The organism is Carnobacterium sp., from assembly GCF_040274425.1.
The window spans coordinates 1-20,714 of the sequence record NZ_JBEMBC010000009.1 but is presented as its reverse complement, the minus strand read 5'-3'; the positions used below and the strand labels follow the sequence as shown (position 1 = coordinate 20,714).

Below are 20,714 nucleotides of genomic sequence, written 5' to 3'. Positions count from 1 at the left end.
TTATGAAAACAGTAAAATTAAAAGAATTAGTAAATGAAATGACGATTGAGGAAAAAATCGGTCAAATGATTCAAATATCAGCAGATTTTTACAATACAACAGAAAATGAAATTACAGGACCGATGAACGACATGCATTTGACAACCGAAAAAATGACGACAGTTGGTTCAGTTCTAGGAATTTCTGGTGCTAAACAAGTAAAAGCTATCCAACAGTCACATTTAAAATCCAACCGACTAGGAATCCCTTTATTGTTCATGGCAGATATTGTACATGGCTATCGCACTATTTTTCCTATTCCTTTAGGATTGGCTAGTTCTTGGGATCCTAAGTTAGTCGAACAAACAGCGTCAATTGCAGCAAGAGAATCGTCTGTTTCAGGATTACATGTAACTTTTTCTCCAATGGTTGATCTAGTGCGGGACGCAAGATGGGGCAGAGTGATGGAGTCAACAGGAGAAGATGCTTATTTAAACCAAGAAATGGCACGTGCTTTTGTTCGTGGATATCAAGGAACAAACCTGAAAGAGGATATTTCTAAGTTAGCTGCTTGTGTGAAACATTTTGCTGCTTATGGAGCACCTATTGCCGGAAGAGAATACAACACAGTCAATATGTCAGAACGACAATTGCGTGAAAATTATTTGCCAGCTTATAAAGCTGCCATTGATGAAGGAAGTCGTTTGGTCATGACAGCTTTTAACACAGTAGATGGCATGCCTGCAACAGGAAATAGTTGGTTAATGAATGAAGTATTGCGTAAAGAAATGGGATTTGATGGTGTACTTATTTCAGACTGGGGTGCGATTGGCGAATTGATTGCACATGGAGTTGCAGAAAATTTAAAAGAAGCCGGAATACTAGCTTTTGAAGCTGGGGTCGACATGGAAATGATGTCAGCTGCTTATTCAAGTGAGTTGCAAGACTTGATTGAAAGTGGCGCAGTAGATGAACAAAAACTAGATGAAGCTGTCTTACGTATCTTAGAGTTGAAAAATGACTTAGGTCTATTTGAAAGTCCTTATCGCGGAGCAGATGCTCAAAAAGAAGAACAAGAAGTCTTCAGCCAAGAAAATCGGGAGGTAGCACGAATCAGTGCAGAGCAATCTATCGTATTACTAAAAAATGAACACATTTTGCCTTTGAAAAAAGAGATGAAAATTGCTTTGATTGGTCCAAATAGTCAAACAAATGACTTGCTAGGTTCATGGTCTTGGAAAGGGGACACTTCAGAAACGCGTTCGCTTTATGAAGGAATGTTAGAATATGTTTCTTCTAATCAATTAGTTGTAATAGAAGAAGCAGATATTCTAAATCATGTGAATGATGAAAAATTAACAGATGTAGATGTGATTGTGCTCGCACTAGGCGAAACTTCTGAAATGAGTGGCGAGGCAGCTAGTCGAACGTCCATTACTTTGCCAGGAAATCAAATTGAATTAGTGAAAGCAGTTCGTAAGTTAGCTAAACCCGTTGTAGCGACTTTATTTAATGGAAGACCTTTAGATTTATCCGATATTGTTGATGATGTAGATGGTCTAGTAGAAGCTTGGTTCCCTGGAACAGAAGGTGGAGCAGCTTTGGCCAATGTATTATTTGGCGAAGTAAATCCTTCTGGAAAATTAACGATGTCCTTTCCAAGAAATATAGGCCAAGTTCCGATTTACTACAATCAAGACAAAACCGGCAGACCAATGAATGAAGAAAATAAATCTGAAAAATACTTATCCAAATATTTAGATGTTGAAAATTCTCCTTTATTTCCATTTGGATTTGGATTGAGTTATACGAATTTTTCTTACTCTGCTCTTAGACTTTCTCACACAACATTCACTAAAGAGGATAGTGTAACGGTGAGTGTTATTGTTAAAAATGACGGAACGGTTTCCGGATCTGAAATTGTTCAATTGTATGTTCAAGATGAAATCGGAAAAGTTGTCAGACCAGTAAAAGAGTTAAAAGGATTTAAAAAAATCATCTTGGAACCACAAGAAGAAAAAGAAGTGATCTTTATATTAACAGCAGAAGAATTAGGCTATGTACATTCTGACCTCACTTTTTCTACCGATAGTGGGACATTTAAAGTCATGGTGGGTACAGACAGTGAGAATGTCCAAAGTGAAACTATTAGATTAATGACTAAATAGGTAAAGATGAGGGATAAATATGACTAAAAATCAATTGATCAGTATAAATGAAGGTGAACTAACCGCTCAGTTTAAAATGAGCGGTGATTTATTTGAACTAAATACAAATGGGACTATGTTAAATCAGTTAAATCTTGGAGCACTTGATGCTTCTATTATGAATGTATTTTTGCGTAAATTTGAAGCGGGTAAAGTAACTTATACCCCGTTGATTGGATTACAATCAACGAGCCAGCTCTCACAAGCTGAAAATAAGATGCGTTGGACTGGGAATTGGGAAGACATTGCTTATAGCGTTACATTCTCTTTAACCGAACAAGCTTGGTTTTGGGATATTGAAGTCGATGGACAGAATGTCACAGTAGATATTGTCTACGGTCAAGATGTTGGTTTAGCTGACAAAGGAACGGTCCAATCTAATGAGGCTTATAACTCGCAATATCTTGACCATGCTGTATTTGAATCAGAAGAAAATGGGTACACGATTTGCAGCCGTCAAAATCAAGCACAAGGTAATGGAAATCACCCATACCTGCAACAAGGTGCATTGAGTAAAACAGTGGGTTATTCAACGGATGGCTTTCAATTTTTTGGAAAGAGCTACAAAACAACAAATGAACCAGCTATATTGAGCCAAAAGCATTTAGCAAACGAAGTCTATCAATATGAAATGGCGTATAGTGCTTTGCAATCTGAACAATTCCTATTAACCGGCAAGCAGTCCATTGTGTTTTATGGCTTTACAGCATTTGATCACCCGGAAGCTATCACAAAACCAGTAGCATTAAAAATGATCCAGCAACTATGGGGAAAAACTAAGCAATCAAAAGAAGTGTTTACAGATGTAGAGATGGTGAAAAAGGAAACTGTTATCGGGGAACCTTTACAGACTCAAACTTTTACTAAAGCAGAAATTAAAGACTATTTTCCAGAACGATTAGAAGAAGAATATGAAGAAGGAAAGTTGTTATCTTTTTTCACTCAGGAGAAAGCCCATGTTGTGTTAAAAGAAAAAGAAGAATTGATGGAACGGCCTCATGGACATATTCTGTTTAGCGGTGCTCAATTAACGGTTGATGAAGCTATTTTGACAACGACTGCTTATATGTATGGTATTTTCAATTCTCAAGTGGTGATGGGAAATACATCGAATAATAAATTTATCAGTAATATGCGTAATGGATTAAATATTGCTAAAACGGCTGGACAACGACTGTACGTAGAATTAGAAGGAAACTTTCATCTCTTAACTATGCCAAGTGCATTTGAAATGGGATTTAATTATGCCATATGGTATTACAAAATCCAAGACGATGTGTTGAGAATTAAGAATTATACGACTATCGAAGGACCTGAACTCTTTTTAGAAGTTGAGAGTGAAAAAAGCAAAGCATATCGGTTTGTTTTGACCAGTCAAGTAACCATGAATGAAATTGAAAATACAGTGCCTTATTCACTATCTGAACAAGGAAATCAACTACAGTTTCGTTCTGAAAAACAATCAACTATGTCTGAGCTTTACCCAGAATTGAACTACACCATGACGATTGAGGGTGTGGATTTCTCCCTTACCGATGAGCATTTTTTCTTGGAAAATGGAACAGATGCTGAGAGTCCGCTAGTTGTATTGGAGATGGATAAAACACCCAAATTTACAGTTGAGATTCAAGCCAGTTTGGAAAATGAAAACAGTGAATTCATTAAACGTTCTTTTCAAGATGAAGTTACAAAATATACTCACCACTTGAAACAAGTGATGAATGGGTTTGAATTATCGATTGATACTGAAGATCATTCATTGGACAGAGTGAATTTACTGGCATGGTGGTATACGCACAATATGCTCGTTCACTATCTGGTGCCGCATGGATTAGAACAATATGGCGGAGCAGCTTGGGGGACTAGAGATGTTATGCAAGGTCCAACAGAATATTTCATGGCGACGCAAAATTACGCCAGCATTAAAGAAATATTGCGGATATTATTTGCGAATCAATTTGCTGATGATGGAAACTGGCCGCAATGGTTTATGTTTGATCGGTACACTTACTTGAAAGCAGAAGAAAGTCATGGCGATGTTATTGTCTGGCCGCTTAAAGTGATAGGCGATTATTTAAAAGCTTCAAATGACTATGCCTTTTTAGATGAACCAATCGCTTATACAGACCGCGAAACGTTTGATAAAACTGAACAGACTGCTACCGTATTTGAACATATTGTTAAGGAAATCGATTATATTCAACACCATTTATTAGAGGGAACGAATTTACCAGGTTACGGCGATGGGGATTGGGATGATACACTGCAGCCTTTTGATTCTCGTTTGAAGAGCCATATGGCCAGCAGCTGGACGGTTGCGTTAATGTATCAATCGTTGAAACAGTTAGCTGAAGTTTTAAATCAATACAATCCAGATTTTTCTAGTGTGTTGAAAGAAATGTATCAAGATCTTGAAGCAGATTATAAAAAATACATGCTCTCGACTGATGTGATCCCTGGTTTTGTGTTTATGGAAAATCCAGATAAAGTTGAACTTATGATTCACCCAACGGACACACGAACTGGTATTGATTACCGTTTATTGCCTATGCAACAATCTATGATTGCTGAGCTGTTTACTCCAGAACAAGTTGAACGGCATTACCAATTGATTAAGAATGAATTGAGTTATCCAGATGGCGTGCGACTTATGAGTGAACCTGCCCGCTATGAAGGAGGAGTAAGCATGTATTTCAAACGAGCCGAACAAGCTGCAAACTTTGGACGTGAAGTAGGGCTGCAGTACGTTCATGCTCACATCCGTTTTGCTGAAGCTATGGCGACGATTGGAAAACGAAATGAAGCTTGGGAATCCTTGTCTATTGTGAACCCCATTAATATTAAAACGGTTGTACCTAACGCTCAATTGCGTCAAAGCAATGCTTACTTCAGTAGTTCTGATGGAGACTTCAAGACCCGTTACGAAGCGGCTGAAAACTTCACTAAGCTTAAAAATGGAGAAGTAGAAGTTAAAGGAGGATGGCGCATTTATTCAAGTGGTCCAGGAATTTACATGAATCAATTGATTTCGAATATTTTGGGTATCCGGTCGACTGAAACGAACCTGACAATTGATCCTGTGCTACCTGATTCATTGAATGAGTTAGTGTTTACATTTGAACTTTATAATAAGCCTGTAAAATTTTATTACCATGTAAAAAACGAAGCACCTCATTTAGAAATCAATCAAAAAACAGTCTTCACAGATAACTACTCGAATCGATACCGTTCAGGAGGGTTTGTAGTAAGTAAAGAAGAAGTTGAAAAACAATTAAAAGCAGAGGATAATCGCTTTGATATTTATCTCTAATGAAAGATAAGACTAGTCTTATTGTTAGATGATTGATATGATTAAAGAATCAAAGGGTGGAGAGTAGGGAAAAGAAATGGTAGGAATAAAAGATATCGCGAAAGCAGCAAATGTCTCCATTTCAACAGTATCTTATGCTCTAAATGGGAGTTCCAAAGTAACTGAAAAAACACGCGCAAAAATTGTAAAGATAGCTGAAGAATTGAATTATATTCCAAATAGGGCTGGTCGCAATCTTCGGAAAAAAGAAACACAGATTATTGGTGTCTATTTGGCAACTTATGGTGGTACTTTTTATGGAGATTTATTAGAAGGAATCATGAGTACGGCAAAAGAAAATAACTATGATATGATTGTTTGTTCAGGAGACCGTTCACGTTTATTTTTACCAGAGCGAATGATTGATGGTGCTATTGTTTTAGATACTGGTTTTCCAGATGATGAGTTAATTGATTATGCTAATCGAGGACACAAAATAGTGGTGATGGACCGTAAAATTGATCATGAAAATATTCGCAGAGTATTAGTTGATAACCGTCTGGGGGCTAAAATGGCAATCGATGCATTGTTGGAAAAGCCTGATACTCTTGTCTATTTGATTACTGGTCCGCCTGATTCATTCGATAATCATGAGCGTTTGAAAGCTGCTATAAAAGTGTTATCTGAAAACAAACAACCTTATGAAATAATAGAAGGTGACTTTTCAGAAGTTTCAGGCCAAAGAATTGGAAAAATCATTCATAATAAATGGACTGAAAGAGTTTCTGTATTTTCATTTAATGATGAGATGGCTATTGGAATATACAATTATTTTAAAAAGACTAATCTGAAAATTGGAAAAGATATTCGTATAATTGGATTTGATAACTTATTGGTTAGCAACTATATGACGCCAAGATTAGCAAGCATTGCTTATTCTAAGCATAAATGGGGTTCTATTGCAGCTCAATCATTAATTAATTTAATCAAAGACGAGTCAGTTGAAAACCAAGTTTTAAAAACAACATTGGTGAAAAGCCAATCTTACTAAACAGTGGGAGGCATAATGATGAGTGTTATTTCAGGTCAAATCGATTCTTCAGAATTAGGATTTATGATTTCTTATAAAGCAATTTTGCCGGAAGAACGAATAGGGCCGTATCCTGTTTTGTATCTTTTACATGGATTATCAGACGATGATTCTAGTTGGGTGTATAACTCTTCAATAGCACGTTATGCATCGCAATATAACTTAGCTATTTTTATGCCTCAAGTGCATATAAGTTACTATTCAGATATGTATATGGGGGCAAATTACTGGAGCTTTTTAACAAAAGAGTTCCCTATGAAAATGAAAAACTTATTTAATATCTCTCATAAAAGTGAAGAGACCTTTGTTGCCGGGTTATCTATGGGTGGCTATGGCGCAATAAAATGGGGACTTACTTATCCTGACGAAGTAGCAGGAATTGCTGCTTTGTCAGCTGCTGTAGATCCATATAGAATATGGCAAGATGATCCAAATAGAGATAAACTTTTCAAACCAGCATTTGGATCAAAAGAATCGTTTCTAGGATCTGAAAATGACTTATATGCATTGTTAAAACAAGTGAAAAAAGAAACCATTCAACCATCAGTTTTACAAATTTGTGGTACGGAAGATTCTCTCTATGCAGATAATCTGAAATTTAGTGAGGCTCTTGAAGAAACATCTATCGATTATACGTTTATTGAAAAGCTAGGAAACCATAATTGGGCATTTTGGGACCAAGAAATACAAGTTGTCTTGAAATGGATTCAAGAAATAACAGCAAAAAAAAGAAGCTGAGATTTTCTCAACTTCTTTTTTGCTGCGTATAGAATTTTATTAAGACGCGTTGTAAACTAGTTCGCCGAGAGGGAAATACCCGCTCAACGTAGATTTCTATTTGAGTAGATGAAATGAGCGTTAATTCGTTCAACTCAGAACTGCTTTTCATTTGAGTAGATAGAATGAGTGTTAATTCGTTTAATCCAGAACAGATTTCCATTTGAGTAGATAGAATGATTGTTAATTCGTTTAACTCAGAACCGTTTTTCATTTGAGTAGATAGAATGATTGTTAATTCGATTAACTCAAACCCGATTTCCGTTTGAGTAGACGAAATAAGCCATAATTCGATTAACTCAAAACTGCTTTTCTTTTATTATGCTAAAAATTAAGGTAGTCATCAGTTTCCAAACATGTCCTAACTGAAAGCATTATTTGATTGAATTTCATAGTGCTTATCTGTATACTTGAAAAATCATATTAGGCGAAAAAAGGAATGGAATACCTGTTGGACATAAAGGATGTGTGGAAATGACTCTTGAAAATAAAAAATTAAAAAAAGGCTTGTCTTGGTTGGCCGTATTGTTATGGATGGGTTTGATTTTTTATTTTTCTCATCAAGTTCAACAACAATCTTGGGATTTAAGTAACACAGTATTGGGTATCAGTGTACAAATTATTAAAATTGCTCAAGTTCTCATAGTGATCGGTTTGGCTGGTTTTGTTCTTATAAAATTAAAAAAACGAGGTATAACGATTGGTATAAAAGAATTAGTGCGTATTCTCATCGCAGCCTATTTGTTATATACATTGTCTATTGGATTGCGACATATGCTTGTTCCACCAGATTTGCATCATTTTATCCGAAAAAATGCTCACTTTTTTATTTATTTTGTATTAGGCGTTTTAGTAAAAGTAGCTTTAATGAATAGTGGTGTAACGGGTTTTAAAGCAATTGGAATTGGGTTAGTCATTTGTGTCGGTTACGCTTTTTCAGACGAGATCCATCAATTAATAGTACCAGGCAGAGGCGGTCAGTTAAGTGATGTAGTGATCGACAGTTGCGGCGCAGGGCTAGGAATGGTGTTGCAGGTTTTATTCGTTAAATTGCTATTAAAAAGAAATCAAAACAAGGTTCTAGAAAATAATTAAAAATAGGTATAAAAAAAATAAGCTCGGCGAGATGCCAAGCTTATTTTTTTGTGAGAGTTTGCTTACTTTAAATTAAATGATCCGTTTGGTTCCAATTATTTAAAGTGAATTGACCATTTTCATATCCTAATTCAGAGATACTTGTGTTAGCCAACGGTTCTTTTGAACGAAGCTCCTTTAAGTCAGTTCCGATCAATGATAAAAGTGTAGTCGTCCAGGTGATGCTGTGTCCTACAAATAAAAGATCGTGATCAGGAAATTGTTCGATAGAACGAAAGATTGCTCTGCTTCCTCTAGCAATCAGTTCTTGGTAGGTCTCTCCTTTAAATGCACTAGGATCGTATAAATCTGGACGTTGACGTAAATTGTAAAAAGTATCGGGAGAAGTTTTTTGCCAATGTGGAATAAATGCTCCTTCCCAAGAACCATAACCGAATTCCTTTAAATCATCAGTGTATTGAACCTTAAAGTCTTGCTCGAATTGAGAAGTAATCAAACGAGTAGTTTCGACGACTCGTTCTTGTGGACTAGCGATAATCTGTTTAAGATTATATTTTTTAAGGTGTTGACCTGTTTTTTTCGCATCTTCCCAACTTTGTGGCAATAATGGAGAATCAATATCTCCTCCTTGAACACGATTAGCTAAATTAAATTCAGTCATACCATGGCGGACAAAAAATAAGCGTTGCATGTGAATCCTCCAATTTTTTTGAAATATAATTTCATTTTAACATAAAAAAACCAGTAAAAAAGCTTAACTCTCTAACTTTTTTTGAATAAAATTTTAAAATATAACATTAGTTTATTGGGAGAAATGTAAAGGTATACATTTGAAATGTCATGTTACACTAGTATGTAATGGTTTTTTAAATGCGATTGGTCTATTTTTCATTAAAATGAAAAAAGTTATTGAAATTATATTTTAACGTGTTATTATTAGTCATGTCATTAAAACGATTTCAAAGGAGTGGTGCTATGTTTGGTTTATCTGTCTTTCTTGGAGATGAGTTAACTATTGAAACAAAAAACTATCTACAAAGAATGAAAGACAGCGGTTTTGAAGGTGTATTTTCTTCACTGCATATTCCAGAAGATGATGCGTCTCAATATGTAACACGTTTGAAGATGCTGGGTCAATGGACACAAGAGTTAAAGATGCAATTGATGATTGATATTTCAGGAGATGCTTTGAAAAGAATCGGGTTTTCATTTGACCGACCTGAGGAAATGCTGGATATCGGAATTACAGGTTTAAGAATGGATTATGGTATAACAAACCAAATTAGTGCTCAAGTCAGCCGCTCAATGAAGGTTGCTTTTAATGCCAGTACTATTACGCAAGAGGATGTTGATGAACTTAAGAAATTTAATACAGATTTCAATCAAATGGAAGCGTGGCACAATTATTATCCACGTCCAGAAACTGGATTAGAAAAAAATCAGTTTATCCGCAAAAATCAGTGGTTAAAAGCATTAGGATTTAAAGTAATGGCTTTTGTTCCTGGAAACGAAAAGTTAAGAGGACCCTTATTTTGTCAGTTGCCAACGTTAGAAAAACAACGAGGAGCGCACCCTTTAGCTAGTACGATCGAGTTGTTAGAAGAATGCGAAGTTGATGATGTTTATATTGGCGATCCAACAATTGATGACAGAACACAATTGCAATTTTTTTATTATATTAAAAGGAAAACGTTATTATTCTCAGTTATAGAAGAGCCAGAAACACAATTCTTATCCGTCATCGTTGGAAAGCATCAAAATCGTTGGGATCCAGCACGAGATGTCATTCGAAGCGCGGATGCACGATTTAAAACTATTCCGACTATTGAACCACACAGCACTAATGATCGAGTAAAAGGAAGCGTTACAGTAGATAATAAGTTATACGGTCGATACATGGGAGAAATTCAAATAGCCAAGCGACCATTACTTAAAGATGACAAAGTAAATATTGTGGCGCATGTTATTCCAGAAGATATTCCGTTAATAGATTGGTGTAAAGAAGGTCAATTATTTGAACTTCAACCGATATAAGACAATGAAAGAGGTTAAGGAAATGAATTTAGACAAATTAACGACAGAAACAAGAAATACGCAAACAATGAACTTAGATGAGCTTTCAACAAGCGAAGTCATGACTTTAATGAATCAAGAGGACCAAAAAGTGGCTTTAGCAGTTGAAGAAGCATTGCCTACAATCACAAAAGTAGTAGAAGCTATTACTGAATCATTTAGTAAAGGTGGCCGTTTAATTTATATGGGCGCTGGAACTAGCGGACGTCTTGGCGTTTTAGATGCAGCTGAATGTGTGCCAACATTTAGTGTTGACCCAAGTATGGTCCAAGGATTGATTGCCGGTGGAATGAAAGCAATGACAGTTGCTGTTGAAGGAGCGGAAGACTCAAAAACATTGGGAGCAGAAGACCTAGAAGCGATTCAATTAAATGATACAGACGTTGTAGTTGGTATCGCAGCAAGCGGACGTACACCTTATGTTATCGGTGGATTAGAATATGCAGCTAGCATTGGAGCAACAACGGCAACTATTTCATGCAACAAAAATGCTGAAATCAGCCAATTTGCCCAAATGCCGATCGAAGTAGATGCTGGTCCTGAAATTTTGACAGGTTCTACAAGATTAAAAGCTGGTACAGCTCAAAAATTAATTTTAAATATGCTGTCAACAGGAGCAATGATCGGTTCTGGAAAAGTTTATCAAAACTTAATGGTAGACGTAAAACCATCAAATAAAAAACTAGAAGAACGTTCAAAACGCATTATCATGCAAGCAACAGATTGTACGTATGAAGAAGCTAGTGAAACATTTGAAGCTGCTGATCACCAAGTAAAATTGGCAATCGTTATGATCTTAACGCATTCAAATAAAGAAACAGCAACTCAAAAATTAACAGAAGCTAAAGGGTTCATTCGTGAAACTTTAGCATAAAACTAGGAGGGTAAAAAGATGGCTGAAACAAAAGAGCAACGCATGGCTAGACAGATATATGAACAAGTTGGAGGTATGGGTAACGTTGATTCTGTTATTCACTGTATGACTCGTGTTCGTATGGATATCAAAGATAACGATAAAGTAAACTTTGATGGCTTGAAAAAAATCGACGGAGTTATGGGTGTTGTAGAAGATGATACTTTACAAGTCGTTGTTGGACCTGGTACAGTAAACAAAGTTGCGAACCAAATGGTAAGCATGGCAGGTGTTCGTTTAGGCGATAAAATTCCAGCCGGCAAATCAACGGCAACTGCATCAAATTCTGGTCGTTCTGAAGCCGAAAAACAAGCAGCAGCAAAAAAAGCTGAGCTGAAAAAGAAAAATAATACACCTTTCAAACGTGTATTGAAAGACATCGCAAATATTTTTGTTCCGTTAATACCAGCATTCGTTGGAGCTGGTATTATCGGTGGGATTGCTTCAATCTTCCAAAATATGATCACTGCTGAAACACTTTCCGGAGAAAACTGGGTAACAATTGTTTTAGTGTTGAATATCATTAAAAGTGGATTATTTACTTACTTGAACGTATACGTAGGGATCAATGCTGCAAAAGTATTTGGCGCTACTGAAGGTCTAGGTGGGGTTGTCGCTGGTATTATTTATCTTCCAGGTATGTTGGTTGACGCACCTTTGACAAATATCTTTACTGGTGACCCTATGGCTGCTGGACAAGGTGGAATTATCGGTGTTATCTTAGCTGTTTATCTATTGTCATTAGTAGAAAAAAGCTTGCATAAAGTTATCCCGGACTCAATCGATATTATTGTCACACCTACAATCACTTTATTGGTTATTGGATTAGTAACGATTTTCTTGATTATGCCCATCGCAGGTGCAATTTCAACTAGTTTAGTTGGAGCTATTACTTGGGTATTAAATGTTGGAGGAGCATTTGCTGGATTTGTTTTAGGCGCATTGTTCTTGCCAATGGTTATGTTTGGGTTACACCAAGTCTTAACACCAATTCATATTGAAATGATCGCTTCTCAAGGAATGACATTATTATTACCAATTTTAGCAATGGCTGGCGGCGGACAAGTCGGAGCTTCAATCGCTTTATGGGTTAAATGTCGTAAAAACAAACAATTAACAAACATGATCAAAGGTTCATTGCCTGTTGGTATTTTAGGAATTGGCGAACCATTGATCTATGCTGTAACATTGCCATTAGGTCGCCCATTCATCACTGCTTGTATTGGTGGCGGAATTGGTGGAGCTGTTATCGGAATGTTTGGTGGAATCGGAGCAACAGCAATTGGACCAAGTGGAGTTGCCTTGATTCCATTGATCGCTAATGGTCAATGGTGGGGTTATGTTGTTGGATTATTAGCAGCTTATGCTGGTGGATTCGTAGCAACTTACTTCTTTGGAGTTCCAAAATCAGCAATGGAGCCAACTGAACTAGTAGGATACGATTCAGATGAATTTGAAACTGAAAGTATTGTTGGTTAATTCCATTCATCTATTGTAAACTAATAATAGCATTTGAAAAGGCATGTAAGTCTAGCGATTTGCATGTCTTTTTCATTATGAAAAATATCTTTCAGCTTTTCTTAAGGACTACGGAGGTCACAAGTTATGCAAAACAATGTCTTACTGAAAATTAGAGAAAAGATTGTTGCTTTACCGCAATCTGAAAAAAAAATTGCTGAAACAATTCTTAAAAATCCCATGAAAGTTATTCAAATGAGTGCAACTGATTTGGCAACCGAAGCAGAATCAAGTTCTGCCGCTGTCATTCGATTTTGTCGATCAATCGGAATAAAAGGATTTACTGAATTAAAGTTGCAGTTATCAGCCGATTCGCAAGGGATCAAAGATAATTTATACACGGATATTTTATCCGATGAGAATTTAGAACAAGTAAAAAAGAAGTTATTGATCAATACCAATCATCTTTTTGAAGAAACCAATAATGTATTGGATACAAAACAAATTGAACGAGTGACGAAACTGCTGCATGAGAGTTCAGTAGTTTACCTTTATGGGTTAGGAGCGTCCCAAATAGTTGCCTCGGACATCCAACAAAAATTTAGTCGGATGGGCAAAATAATGGTTTGTTCACTTGACCAACATTTATTAGTCACTTCAATGGCAGTTACTAATAAGCCTGCCGTGTTTTTTGGTGTTTCGAATAGCGGAGAGAAAAAAGAAGTATTGGCATTATTGACGATTGCAAAAGAACTTGGATTAAAAACAGTATCGCTTACAAGCAATACAGAAAACCCTCTAAGTATTGAAGCGGATGTTGCGTTAAAAACTGCGTTTGCCCACGAAGCTCCATTAAGAAGTGGGGCAACAATATCTTTGCTGACCCAAATGTATGCTGTAGATATTTTATTTTATGATTATGCTTCTAAATACTACGATTTAACCGTAACAAACTTAGAAAAATCAAAAGCGGCCATTCAACAGTACAATCAAATGTTTGACTAGATAAATGAATGGTGAAAATACTAAAATAGGAATGTGACTCAGTCGACTAAGGCTTGACGATCACTCCTTTTTCGCTTTAGACAAATGGAGTGAGAACGTTTATTGCAAACCATTCGCTCTACTGATTTTTCTGAATTAGTGGTATGATATTTGTAGATAGATTTTCTATAATTGAACCAGGTGAGGAGTGGCTTACAGTGAAGGAAAGAAAAATTTCATCTTATTTTAGCGTTTACATAAATGAAAAAGAAGTTGTTTTACATTATGCGAACACAAAAGAGCTTGCTCAGGAGTTTCAATTTAAAATAGAAGAAGATGCGCTACAATTCTTTCAAGCTTGTTTGGATATTGAAAAATCTATTGAACATTTATCAACACAGAAACAAGAAAGTACTCATAATCAATGGGTAAAACAAGCATTAAAAGGGGTAGACTATGAATACGCAGAGTATTAATAACCTACTGTTTTAAAGGAATAGTTAAATGGAGGAGAACAAATTGATTAAGTTAATTGCGATTGATATGGATGGAACGTTATTGAATGAGCACCATTTGGTTACGGATAAGGTGAAAAAGGCGATAACCAAAGCAAGTGAAGCAGGAATCAAGATCGTTTTGTGTACAGGAAGACCTGTTCAAGCAGTTTATGAGTACCTTAAAGAATTAGAATTGCCTCAAGATGAAGAAGACTACGTTATTTCATTAAACGGTACGGTCGTACAAAAGACTACGACATGGGAAATTGTGTATTCACATGAATTGGACCATGAGCATTTAAAGCAAGCTGAACAATTAATTGAACCTTTTGAGATGAATTTTACCTATTTTGATGAAAAGGAATACTATTACACTGGAGCACCAACGGAAATGCTGCAATTTGATGCTGATTTATTAGGTATGGAAAAAGTCCATTTGCCATTAGAAAAATTACCGCATGATATGACTATCTTCAAGGCAATGTATGTAGCAACAGAAACGGAACTTGACCGTCTGGCTTCTTCTTTGCCACCTTTTATCTCCGAGTACTTTTATCCTATTAGAAGTCTATCGTATGTTTTAGAATTGTTGCCGAAAAATGCGAATAAGGGTGAAGCATTGACAGGTTTAGCAACTAAACTTGGTTTTGTTATGGATGAGGTAATGGCGATTGGTGATGGTGAGAACGATTTAGACATGATGAAAGTAGCAGGTACAAGCGTTGCTATGGGTAATGCTGTGGAGTCTATTAAACAAATCGCTAAGTATGAAACTAAATCTAATCAAGAAGATGGTGTGGCCCATGCGATTTATGAATGGGCACTACAAGATTAATTAAATTTAATTTTTTTTAAGATTTTTTAGTAAATTAGTTAGCGAAGAAATTAAAAGAGCACTAAGTCAAAGGAAAAAATTTGACTTAGTGCTCTTATTATTTTTTTTGAGTAAAGTTTATTTATAAATAATTTATTCATGATAATCACTAAAGATAAAAGTTTTTATACTCTTAAAATATTAAAAAAGCGGAATAAAGGAGGACTAAAAAAATTAATTCTCTTTAAATAAGCAATGATTTATTTCTGTTATCTGCCATTCCTTATTGATAAAGGCTGAAATTAAAGTTCATCTGCGGATGTTTGATCTATAATCAATACGTCTATAACTTGTTGTGCAAGCAAAGCTTTTAAGCTGTCACTTTTTTCTTTACCAGTTGCCAAGGCGATAACACAAGGGACATTCTTTAGATCTTCCAATTCAATTCCCATCATACGACTTGAAACGTCCGTGTCAACGGGTTGACCATCTTTATCAAAGAAGGTAGCTGCGACATCCCCAATTGCTCCTTTTTCTTCAAGTTCTTTAATATCGCTGTTAGTAAAATATCCTAAGTCGCGATAAGTAGAAGAACGAACAGGATTTCCAACACCCACGATAGCTACATCTACATCTTTGCCTTCTGATAAGGCAACTGAGATCATTTTAGATTCTAACAAACTTTCTTTTAATTTTTTTGTATCTGCTAAAGCAGGTGCATAAAAATAAGTACTGTTTGTATTTAACTTTTGTGCTAACAAAAATGCTAAATGATTGGAATGGTAAAGAACGTTTGAGTAGCCGACACCACCCATTATGGGTATGACTGTTACGTTAGGATATTGAAGAAAAGGCATCTCATCAACGAATTCAGCCAATGTTGTGCCCCAAGAAACACCAATTTTTTTTACTTTTGGAAGGATAGAAGAAAGATAAGAAGCAGCTGCTCTGCCAACATTCTTTTTAGAAATCGCTTCAGTAGCACTTTTTTGATTTGGCACAATAATAACTTCAGTTAAGCCATATTTCTTTTCGATTTCCATTCCAAGAGCGATGGAGTAGGCATCTTCATCTTTAATATAGATTTCGACTATTCCAGTATTTTTTGCTTCTTGCAAAATTTTTGATACTAATGGTCTTGAAATTTCCATTTTCTTTGCAATTTCTGCTTGTGTTAATCCTTCGCTATAGTAAAGGGTAGCAATTTTTAAGATAGATCGTTTATCTTCCCATTTTTTCACAATTTCTCGACTCCTTGAATTGTTAGTATTTGTCTATTATACCATAATTGTAATAGAGAAAGAAAAGCCACACTGCAAATAGTGTGGCTTTACGTGGAGCTGTTTTACTTTATAAAAGCAATAGCCTAGGGTCTTCTAAAATATCAATTAGAGTATTCAAAAAATCTGCAGCAGGCGTGCCATCGACAGCTCTATGATCAAAAGAAAGACTTAAAGTCATAGTTGGCTTTTTAAAGACGATGCCATTTTCATTTAAATCAAGTACTTCTTTAAGCGTTCCGACGCCAAGAATAGCGACTTCTGGTTGATTAATTACAGGATTAAAGTTTTCAACTCGACTTTTGCCTAAACTGGAAAGAGTGATTGTACCTCCAGTCATTTCTTCAGAAGCTAGTTTACCGGTACGAGCTTTTTCAGCAAGTTCTTTAGAATCGTTGGTTATTTCCGCTAATCCTTTTTGATTGGCAAATTTTATGACTGGAACTAGTAGACCATCATCTACTGAAACAGCTAATCCAACATTAATTTCTTTAAATTCATGAATCCCATCGTCTAAAGCATGAGCATTCAACCTTGGATGTTGTTTTAAGGCAATTGTCATTGCTTTGATAATGATTTCGTTATAAGAAATTCTTTTCCCTGTAGCATTTTCTACAAGAGGCAACAGTTCTTGACGAAGTTTAATCAATTCTCGAGCATCGAATGTAGCATTTAAAGTAACATGAGGAATTTCCTGCTTGCTTCTTGTCATGCGATCGGCAATTACTTTACGCATGCCTTTCCAAGGAATGACAGTATCTCCAGACTGAAGAGTAGGAGATACTAGTTTTGATTCTGGCGCATTTTCTGTTGGTGCTTCAATAGTAGAAGATTCAGGAGTGTTATCTTTTTCTTCAAGATAAGTTCGAACATCATCTATATGGATTCTTCCTTTTCTCCCAGTTCCGGATACTTCATGTAATAAAAGATCGTGTTCACGAGCTAAGCGTCTAGCAGCTGGAGTAGCGCGTATTCTTTCACTTAAATCTGTTTGTTCAGATTCAGAAGTTTTAGATTTTTCCGTAGCTTTTAAAGGTTCTGGTTGTTGTGGACTTTCTTTATTAGATGTTACGGCATCTCTAACAGTTTCTTGATCAAATTTCGGTGTATCGGTTTCATCTTTGGTCGCAGGTGAGGGGCTAGGTTCCTCAACAGTTGAACCACTCTCGCCAGGAGGAGCATCTGGAACGTTTTCTCCTTTTTCGCCGATATACCCGATCACATGATTGATTGGGACGGGTTCATCCACATCAAAATATTTTTTTAATAAAATACCTTCATCATAGGATTCAACTTCAATAGCAATTTTATCGGTCATGACTTCAAAAATTGCTTCTCCGATTTCAACAGAGTCGCCTTCTTCTTTGTACCACTCAGTGATGCTTCCTTCAGTCATAGTAGAACTTAGTTTGGGCATAAATATTTCATGAGCCATTATTGATTCACCTCCTAGTGTTTTTTCATCATGTTGCGAGCTGCTTCTACAATATCATCGACTTGTGGAACGGCTAATTTTTCTAATTCTGGTTGGTAAGGGATTGGTATTTCTTTGCCAGCTAATCGAACAATCGGTGCGTCTAGAAAATCAAATGACTCACTTTCAGCGATCACACTTGCCAGTTCAGCACTAAAACCGCTACGTTTGACAGCTTCCGTAACGACAATTGCTCTTCCAGTTTTCATGACTGATTTAACAATCGTCTCTTTATCAAGAGGAACTAAAGTACGAGGATCAACGACTTCAATATTGATGCCTTCCTTAGCTAGAATTTCTGCAGCTTCAAGAGCTTTATGGACCATAATGCCAGTAGCAACGATAGAAATGTCTGTTCCTTCCCGTTTGATATCTGCAACTCCAATAGGGATGAGGTATTTTCCTTCAGGAACATCGCTGGTAGTTTTGTAACATAATTTGTGTTCGTAAAACATAACTGGATTATTATCTTCAATGGCTGAATGCAACAATCCTTTTGCATCATAAGCAGTAGAAGGCTGGATAACTTTTAAACCAGGAATATGAGCTGTAAAGTTCTCTAAACTTTGTGAGTGTTGAGCAGCAGCACCCGTTCCTGATCCGCCTGGAGTACGCATTACTAACGGTATTTGAGCCTTTCCTCCGTACATATAGCGGATTTTTCCAGCTTGATTAACAATGTTATCTAAGGCGATGGTAATAAAATCTGAGAACTGCAATTCAAAGATCGGACGCATTCCTGTGATAGCGGAACCAATTGCAGCACCTGAAATAGCCGCTTCAGAAATAGGTGTATTCCTAACGCGTTCTCCGCCAAATTCTTCATACATTCCCCTAGTAACCCCAAATCCACCGCCATATATTCCAATATCTTCACCCATAATATAGACATCTGGATTCTCACGCATCTGTTCGCTCATTGCTTCTCTAACGGCTTCTAAATAAGTAATTTCACGCATTATTGATTTCCTCCTTAGTCTGAGTAAACATCCGTATACAGTTCGCTAACATCTGTAATTGGACTTTCTTCGGCAAATTTTACTGCTTCTTCAATGGATTGACGAGCACTATTTTGAAGTTCATCAGCTTCTTCTTCAGTGAAGACACCTGCATCGATGAATCGTTTCTTCGCCAATTTAATAGGATCTCTATTTGTTTTCCATTCTTTTTCTTCTTCTTTTGTGCGGTATTTTTTAGCATCTGATTTTGAATGACCTTTCCAACGATAAGTTAAAGCTTCAATCAGAGTAGGACCTTCACCACGACGAGCACGTTCTACAGCATCATAAGTAGCGTTTATCACTTCAATGATATCGTTTCCATCTATCGTCACGCCAGGAATGCCGTAAGAAGCAGAACGATCAGAAATGCGAGGGACATTCGTCATTTCTACAAAAGGACCACTCATTCCGTATAAGTTGTTTTCAATAAAGAAAACTACAGGTAAGTCCCAAATAGAAGCGAGGTTTAAGGATTCATGGAAACTTCCTTCGTTAGTGGAACCATCGCCAGCATAAGCTAAGGCAACTTTTCCTTCATTTCTCATTTTAGAAGTTAAAGCAGCACCTGTAGCAATAGCATATCCACCACCTACGATTGCATTAGCACCTAAGTTGCCATTTTCTAATTCGGCAATATGCATTGAGCCGCCTTTGCCTTTATTTGTACCCGTTTGGCGTCCAAATAATTCGGCCATCATAGGCTTTACGTTTGTTCCTTTAGCAATTGTGTGACCATGACCTCTATGCGTAGCGGTTATCCAATCTGTTTTCTTTAAGACAGCACCACTACCAGCAGCCGTTGCTTCTTGTCCAACAGCTAAATGAGTCGTTCCATGAATCATACCTTTAGCAAAAAACTGATCGACTTTTTCCTCAAAGTAACGAATAGTCCACATTGTTGTATAGATTTCCTTTAACTTATCATCATCTAAACTTGCGTGATTTTCAATTGATTGTGTCATAAGGTAAGTCCTCCTTTAACATTTGTATATGACTGTATCATATGTAAAAATTATATAACTATTTTTTGTTACAGTCAAGAACAAATGTAAAGAAAGTGTATCTGGAAAATAAAAAAACACCAATTTTTCCAATTGGTGTTAAAAAAGAAAAGGCTGGTTTTAAGAAGGAGTGACAATTGTCATTCCCGCTTGGCGATAAGAATCTTTAAGTTGATTATCTATTTCTTTATTCGTAATCAAAGTTGTAATTTGATCAGTAGCAGCAAAAGTAGCTATGGAATTTTTTTCTAATTTACTTGAATCTAATAATGCTAAAACTTTCGTAGAAACCTCGATCATTCTTTGTTTTAGTTCAACTTCATAAAGATTGAAGTCAGATAACCCGTCAATTAAATTAAAGGCATGAGCAGAAATAAAGATACAATCAATGTTAAATTTTGTGAGTATATCTGTCCCAATTAGTCCTTCAACAGCGTTGGAGGCTCCTTTAACGATCCCTCCTATTAAAATCAATGTAATGTTTGGATTATCTTTTAATAAATCAGCTGTTTTTAATCCATTCGTTAAGATAGTCAAACGCATTGGCGTATCCTTTAACAATTGTGCTAACTCGTAACATGTTGAACTTGCGTCTAAAATAATGCACTGTCCAGAGTAGATATACGTATAAGCGGTCTTAGCAATTTCTTTCTTTTGAGCTTGGTTTTTATTTGAACGAATGGAGTAGCTTCGTTCAATAACGATTTCATTTTTAGAATTGGCAACTGTAGCACCGCCATGAGTACGAACTAGTAATCCTTTACTACTTAAATAATTTAAAT

The 20,714-nt window shown here is 36.2% G+C and carries 17 protein-coding genes; 11 read left to right on the top strand and 6 right to left on the bottom strand.

The features are described 5' to 3' along the window. Positions 1–2 precede the first annotated feature (2 nt). The 5 genes from ABS911_RS03130 to ABS911_RS03110 all read left to right on the top strand — a co-directional run bounded on the left by ABS911_RS03130 (position 3) and on the right by ABS911_RS03110 (position 8,437). On the top strand, positions 3–2,147 hold the full coding sequence (locus ABS911_RS03130; protein WP_350466257.1) for a glycoside hydrolase family 3 N-terminal domain-containing protein: 2,145 nt from the start codon (positions 3–5) through the stop codon (positions 2,145–2,147). Between the two features lie 19 nt (positions 2,148–2,166). After that, entirely contained in the window at positions 2,167–5,496 is a 3,330-nt protein-coding gene (locus ABS911_RS03125) for a GH36-type glycosyl hydrolase domain-containing protein (RefSeq protein ID WP_350466256.1), read from the top strand. A 76-nt stretch (positions 5,497–5,572) separates the two neighbouring features. After that, positions 5,573–6,526, top strand: coding sequence for a LacI family DNA-binding transcriptional regulator (locus ABS911_RS03120; RefSeq protein ID WP_350466255.1), 954 nt, complete (start codon positions 5,573–5,575; stop codon positions 6,524–6,526). A gap of 18 nt (positions 6,527–6,544) precedes the next feature. Beyond that, positions 6,545–7,303 carry an alpha/beta hydrolase gene (locus tag ABS911_RS03115; RefSeq protein WP_350466254.1) on the top strand — a complete coding sequence of 253 codons (759 nt, stop codon included), beginning with the start codon at positions 6,545–6,547 and terminating at the stop codon, positions 7,301–7,303. Between the two features lie 513 nt (positions 7,304–7,816). Beyond that, positions 7,817–8,437, top strand: coding sequence for a VanZ family protein (locus ABS911_RS03110; RefSeq protein WP_350466253.1), 621 nt, complete (start codon positions 7,817–7,819; stop codon positions 8,435–8,437). Positions 8,438–8,504: 67 nt separating this feature from the next. Here the strand turns inward: ABS911_RS03110 and ABS911_RS03105 are convergent, their stop codons facing one another. Next, positions 8,505–9,128 carry a histidine phosphatase family protein gene (locus ABS911_RS03105; protein ID WP_350466252.1) on the bottom strand — a complete coding sequence of 208 codons (624 nt, stop codon included), beginning with the start codon at positions 9,126–9,128 and terminating at the stop codon, positions 8,505–8,507. A 284-nt stretch (positions 9,129–9,412) separates the two neighbouring features. On the opposite strand from ABS911_RS03105, the gene ABS911_RS03100 reads away from it, so the two are divergent. From ABS911_RS03100 to ABS911_RS03075, 6 genes are all read left to right on the top strand, one after another. Next, complete coding sequence (locus ABS911_RS03100; RefSeq protein WP_350466251.1) at positions 9,413–10,471, top strand: DUF871 domain-containing protein; 1,059 nt, start codon at positions 9,413–9,415, stop codon at positions 10,469–10,471. A 22-nt stretch (positions 10,472–10,493) separates the two neighbouring features. Then, entirely contained in the window at positions 10,494–11,384 is an 891-nt protein-coding gene (gene murQ, locus ABS911_RS03095) for an N-acetylmuramic acid 6-phosphate etherase (protein ID WP_350466250.1), read from the top strand. An 18-nt stretch (positions 11,385–11,402) separates the two neighbouring features. Beyond that, positions 11,403–12,902, top strand: coding sequence for a PTS transporter subunit EIIC (locus ABS911_RS03090; protein WP_350466249.1), 1,500 nt, complete (start codon positions 11,403–11,405; stop codon positions 12,900–12,902). A 126-nt stretch (positions 12,903–13,028) separates the two neighbouring features. Next, complete coding sequence (locus ABS911_RS03085; RefSeq protein ID WP_350466248.1) at positions 13,029–13,886, top strand: MurR/RpiR family transcriptional regulator; 858 nt, start codon at positions 13,029–13,031, stop codon at positions 13,884–13,886. Between the two features lie 197 nt (positions 13,887–14,083). Continuing rightward, the gene (locus ABS911_RS03080; protein WP_350466247.1) at positions 14,084–14,341 is read left to right on the top strand and encodes a hypothetical protein; all 258 of its coding nucleotides are present in this window, start codon (positions 14,084–14,086) and stop codon (positions 14,339–14,341) included. 43 nt (positions 14,342–14,384) lie between these two features. Then, a complete protein-coding gene (locus tag ABS911_RS03075) occupies positions 14,385–15,197 on the top strand; it encodes a Cof-type HAD-IIB family hydrolase (RefSeq protein WP_350466246.1) in 813 nt (270 codons plus the stop codon). Between the two features lie 281 nt (positions 15,198–15,478). Here ABS911_RS03075 and ABS911_RS03070 read toward each other — a convergent pair whose 3' ends face one another. The 5 genes from ABS911_RS03070 to ABS911_RS03050 form a co-directional block, all read right to left on the bottom strand. Continuing rightward, on the bottom strand, positions 15,479–16,417 hold the full coding sequence (locus ABS911_RS03070) for a sugar-binding transcriptional regulator (RefSeq protein ID WP_350466245.1): 939 nt from the start codon (positions 16,415–16,417) through the stop codon (positions 15,479–15,481). Between the two features lie 109 nt (positions 16,418–16,526). Beyond that, positions 16,527–17,891, bottom strand: coding sequence for a dihydrolipoamide acetyltransferase family protein (locus tag ABS911_RS03065; protein WP_350466244.1), 1,365 nt, complete (start codon positions 17,889–17,891; stop codon positions 16,527–16,529). 14 nt (positions 17,892–17,905) lie between these two features. Further along, the gene (locus tag ABS911_RS03060; protein ID WP_350466243.1) at positions 17,906–18,889 is read right to left on the bottom strand and encodes an alpha-ketoacid dehydrogenase subunit beta; all 984 of its coding nucleotides are present in this window, start codon (positions 18,887–18,889) and stop codon (positions 17,906–17,908) included. 14 nt (positions 18,890–18,903) lie between these two features. After that, a complete protein-coding gene (locus ABS911_RS03055; RefSeq protein WP_350466242.1) occupies positions 18,904–19,893 on the bottom strand; it encodes a thiamine pyrophosphate-dependent dehydrogenase E1 component subunit alpha in 990 nt (329 codons plus the stop codon). 159 nt (positions 19,894–20,052) lie between these two features. Next, on the bottom strand, positions 20,053–20,714 hold a 662-nt coding region (locus tag ABS911_RS03050; RefSeq protein ID WP_350466241.1), incomplete at its 5' end, for a DeoR/GlpR family DNA-binding transcription regulator.

What these genes read in the sequence shown, in the direction of transcription:
- ABS911_RS03130 (WP_350466257.1), top strand. Translation starts at nt 3, where the DNA reads ATGAAAACAGTAAAATTAAAAGAATTAGTAAATGAAATGACGATTGAG.
- ABS911_RS03125 (WP_350466256.1), top strand. Translation starts at nt 2,167, where the DNA reads ATGACTAAAAATCAATTGATCAGTATAAATGAAGGTGAACTAACCGCT.
- ABS911_RS03120 (WP_350466255.1), top strand. Translation starts at nt 5,573, where the DNA reads ATGGTAGGAATAAAAGATATCGCGAAAGCAGCAAATGTCTCCATTTCA.
- ABS911_RS03115 (WP_350466254.1), top strand. Translation starts at nt 6,545, where the DNA reads ATGAGTGTTATTTCAGGTCAAATCGATTCTTCAGAATTAGGATTTATG.
- ABS911_RS03110 (WP_350466253.1), top strand. Translation starts at nt 7,817, where the DNA reads ATGACTCTTGAAAATAAAAAATTAAAAAAAGGCTTGTCTTGGTTGGCC.
- ABS911_RS03105 (WP_350466252.1), bottom strand. Translation starts at nt 9,128, where the DNA reads ATGCAACGCTTATTTTTTGTCCGCCATGGTATGACTGAATTTAATTTA.
- ABS911_RS03100 (WP_350466251.1), top strand. Translation starts at nt 9,413, where the DNA reads ATGTTTGGTTTATCTGTCTTTCTTGGAGATGAGTTAACTATTGAAACA.
- murQ (WP_350466250.1), top strand. Translation starts at nt 10,494, where the DNA reads ATGAATTTAGACAAATTAACGACAGAAACAAGAAATACGCAAACAATG.
- ABS911_RS03090 (WP_350466249.1), top strand. Translation starts at nt 11,403, where the DNA reads ATGGCTGAAACAAAAGAGCAACGCATGGCTAGACAGATATATGAACAA.
- ABS911_RS03085 (WP_350466248.1), top strand. Translation starts at nt 13,029, where the DNA reads ATGCAAAACAATGTCTTACTGAAAATTAGAGAAAAGATTGTTGCTTTA.
- ABS911_RS03065 (WP_350466244.1), bottom strand. Translation starts at nt 17,891, where the DNA reads ATGGCTCATGAAATATTTATGCCCAAACTAAGTTCTACTATGACTGAA.
- ABS911_RS03060 (WP_350466243.1), bottom strand. Translation starts at nt 18,889, where the DNA reads ATGCGTGAAATTACTTATTTAGAAGCCGTTAGAGAAGCAATGAGCGAA.
- ABS911_RS03055 (WP_350466242.1), bottom strand. Translation starts at nt 19,893, where the DNA reads ATGACACAATCAATTGAAAATCACGCAAGTTTAGATGATGATAAGTTA.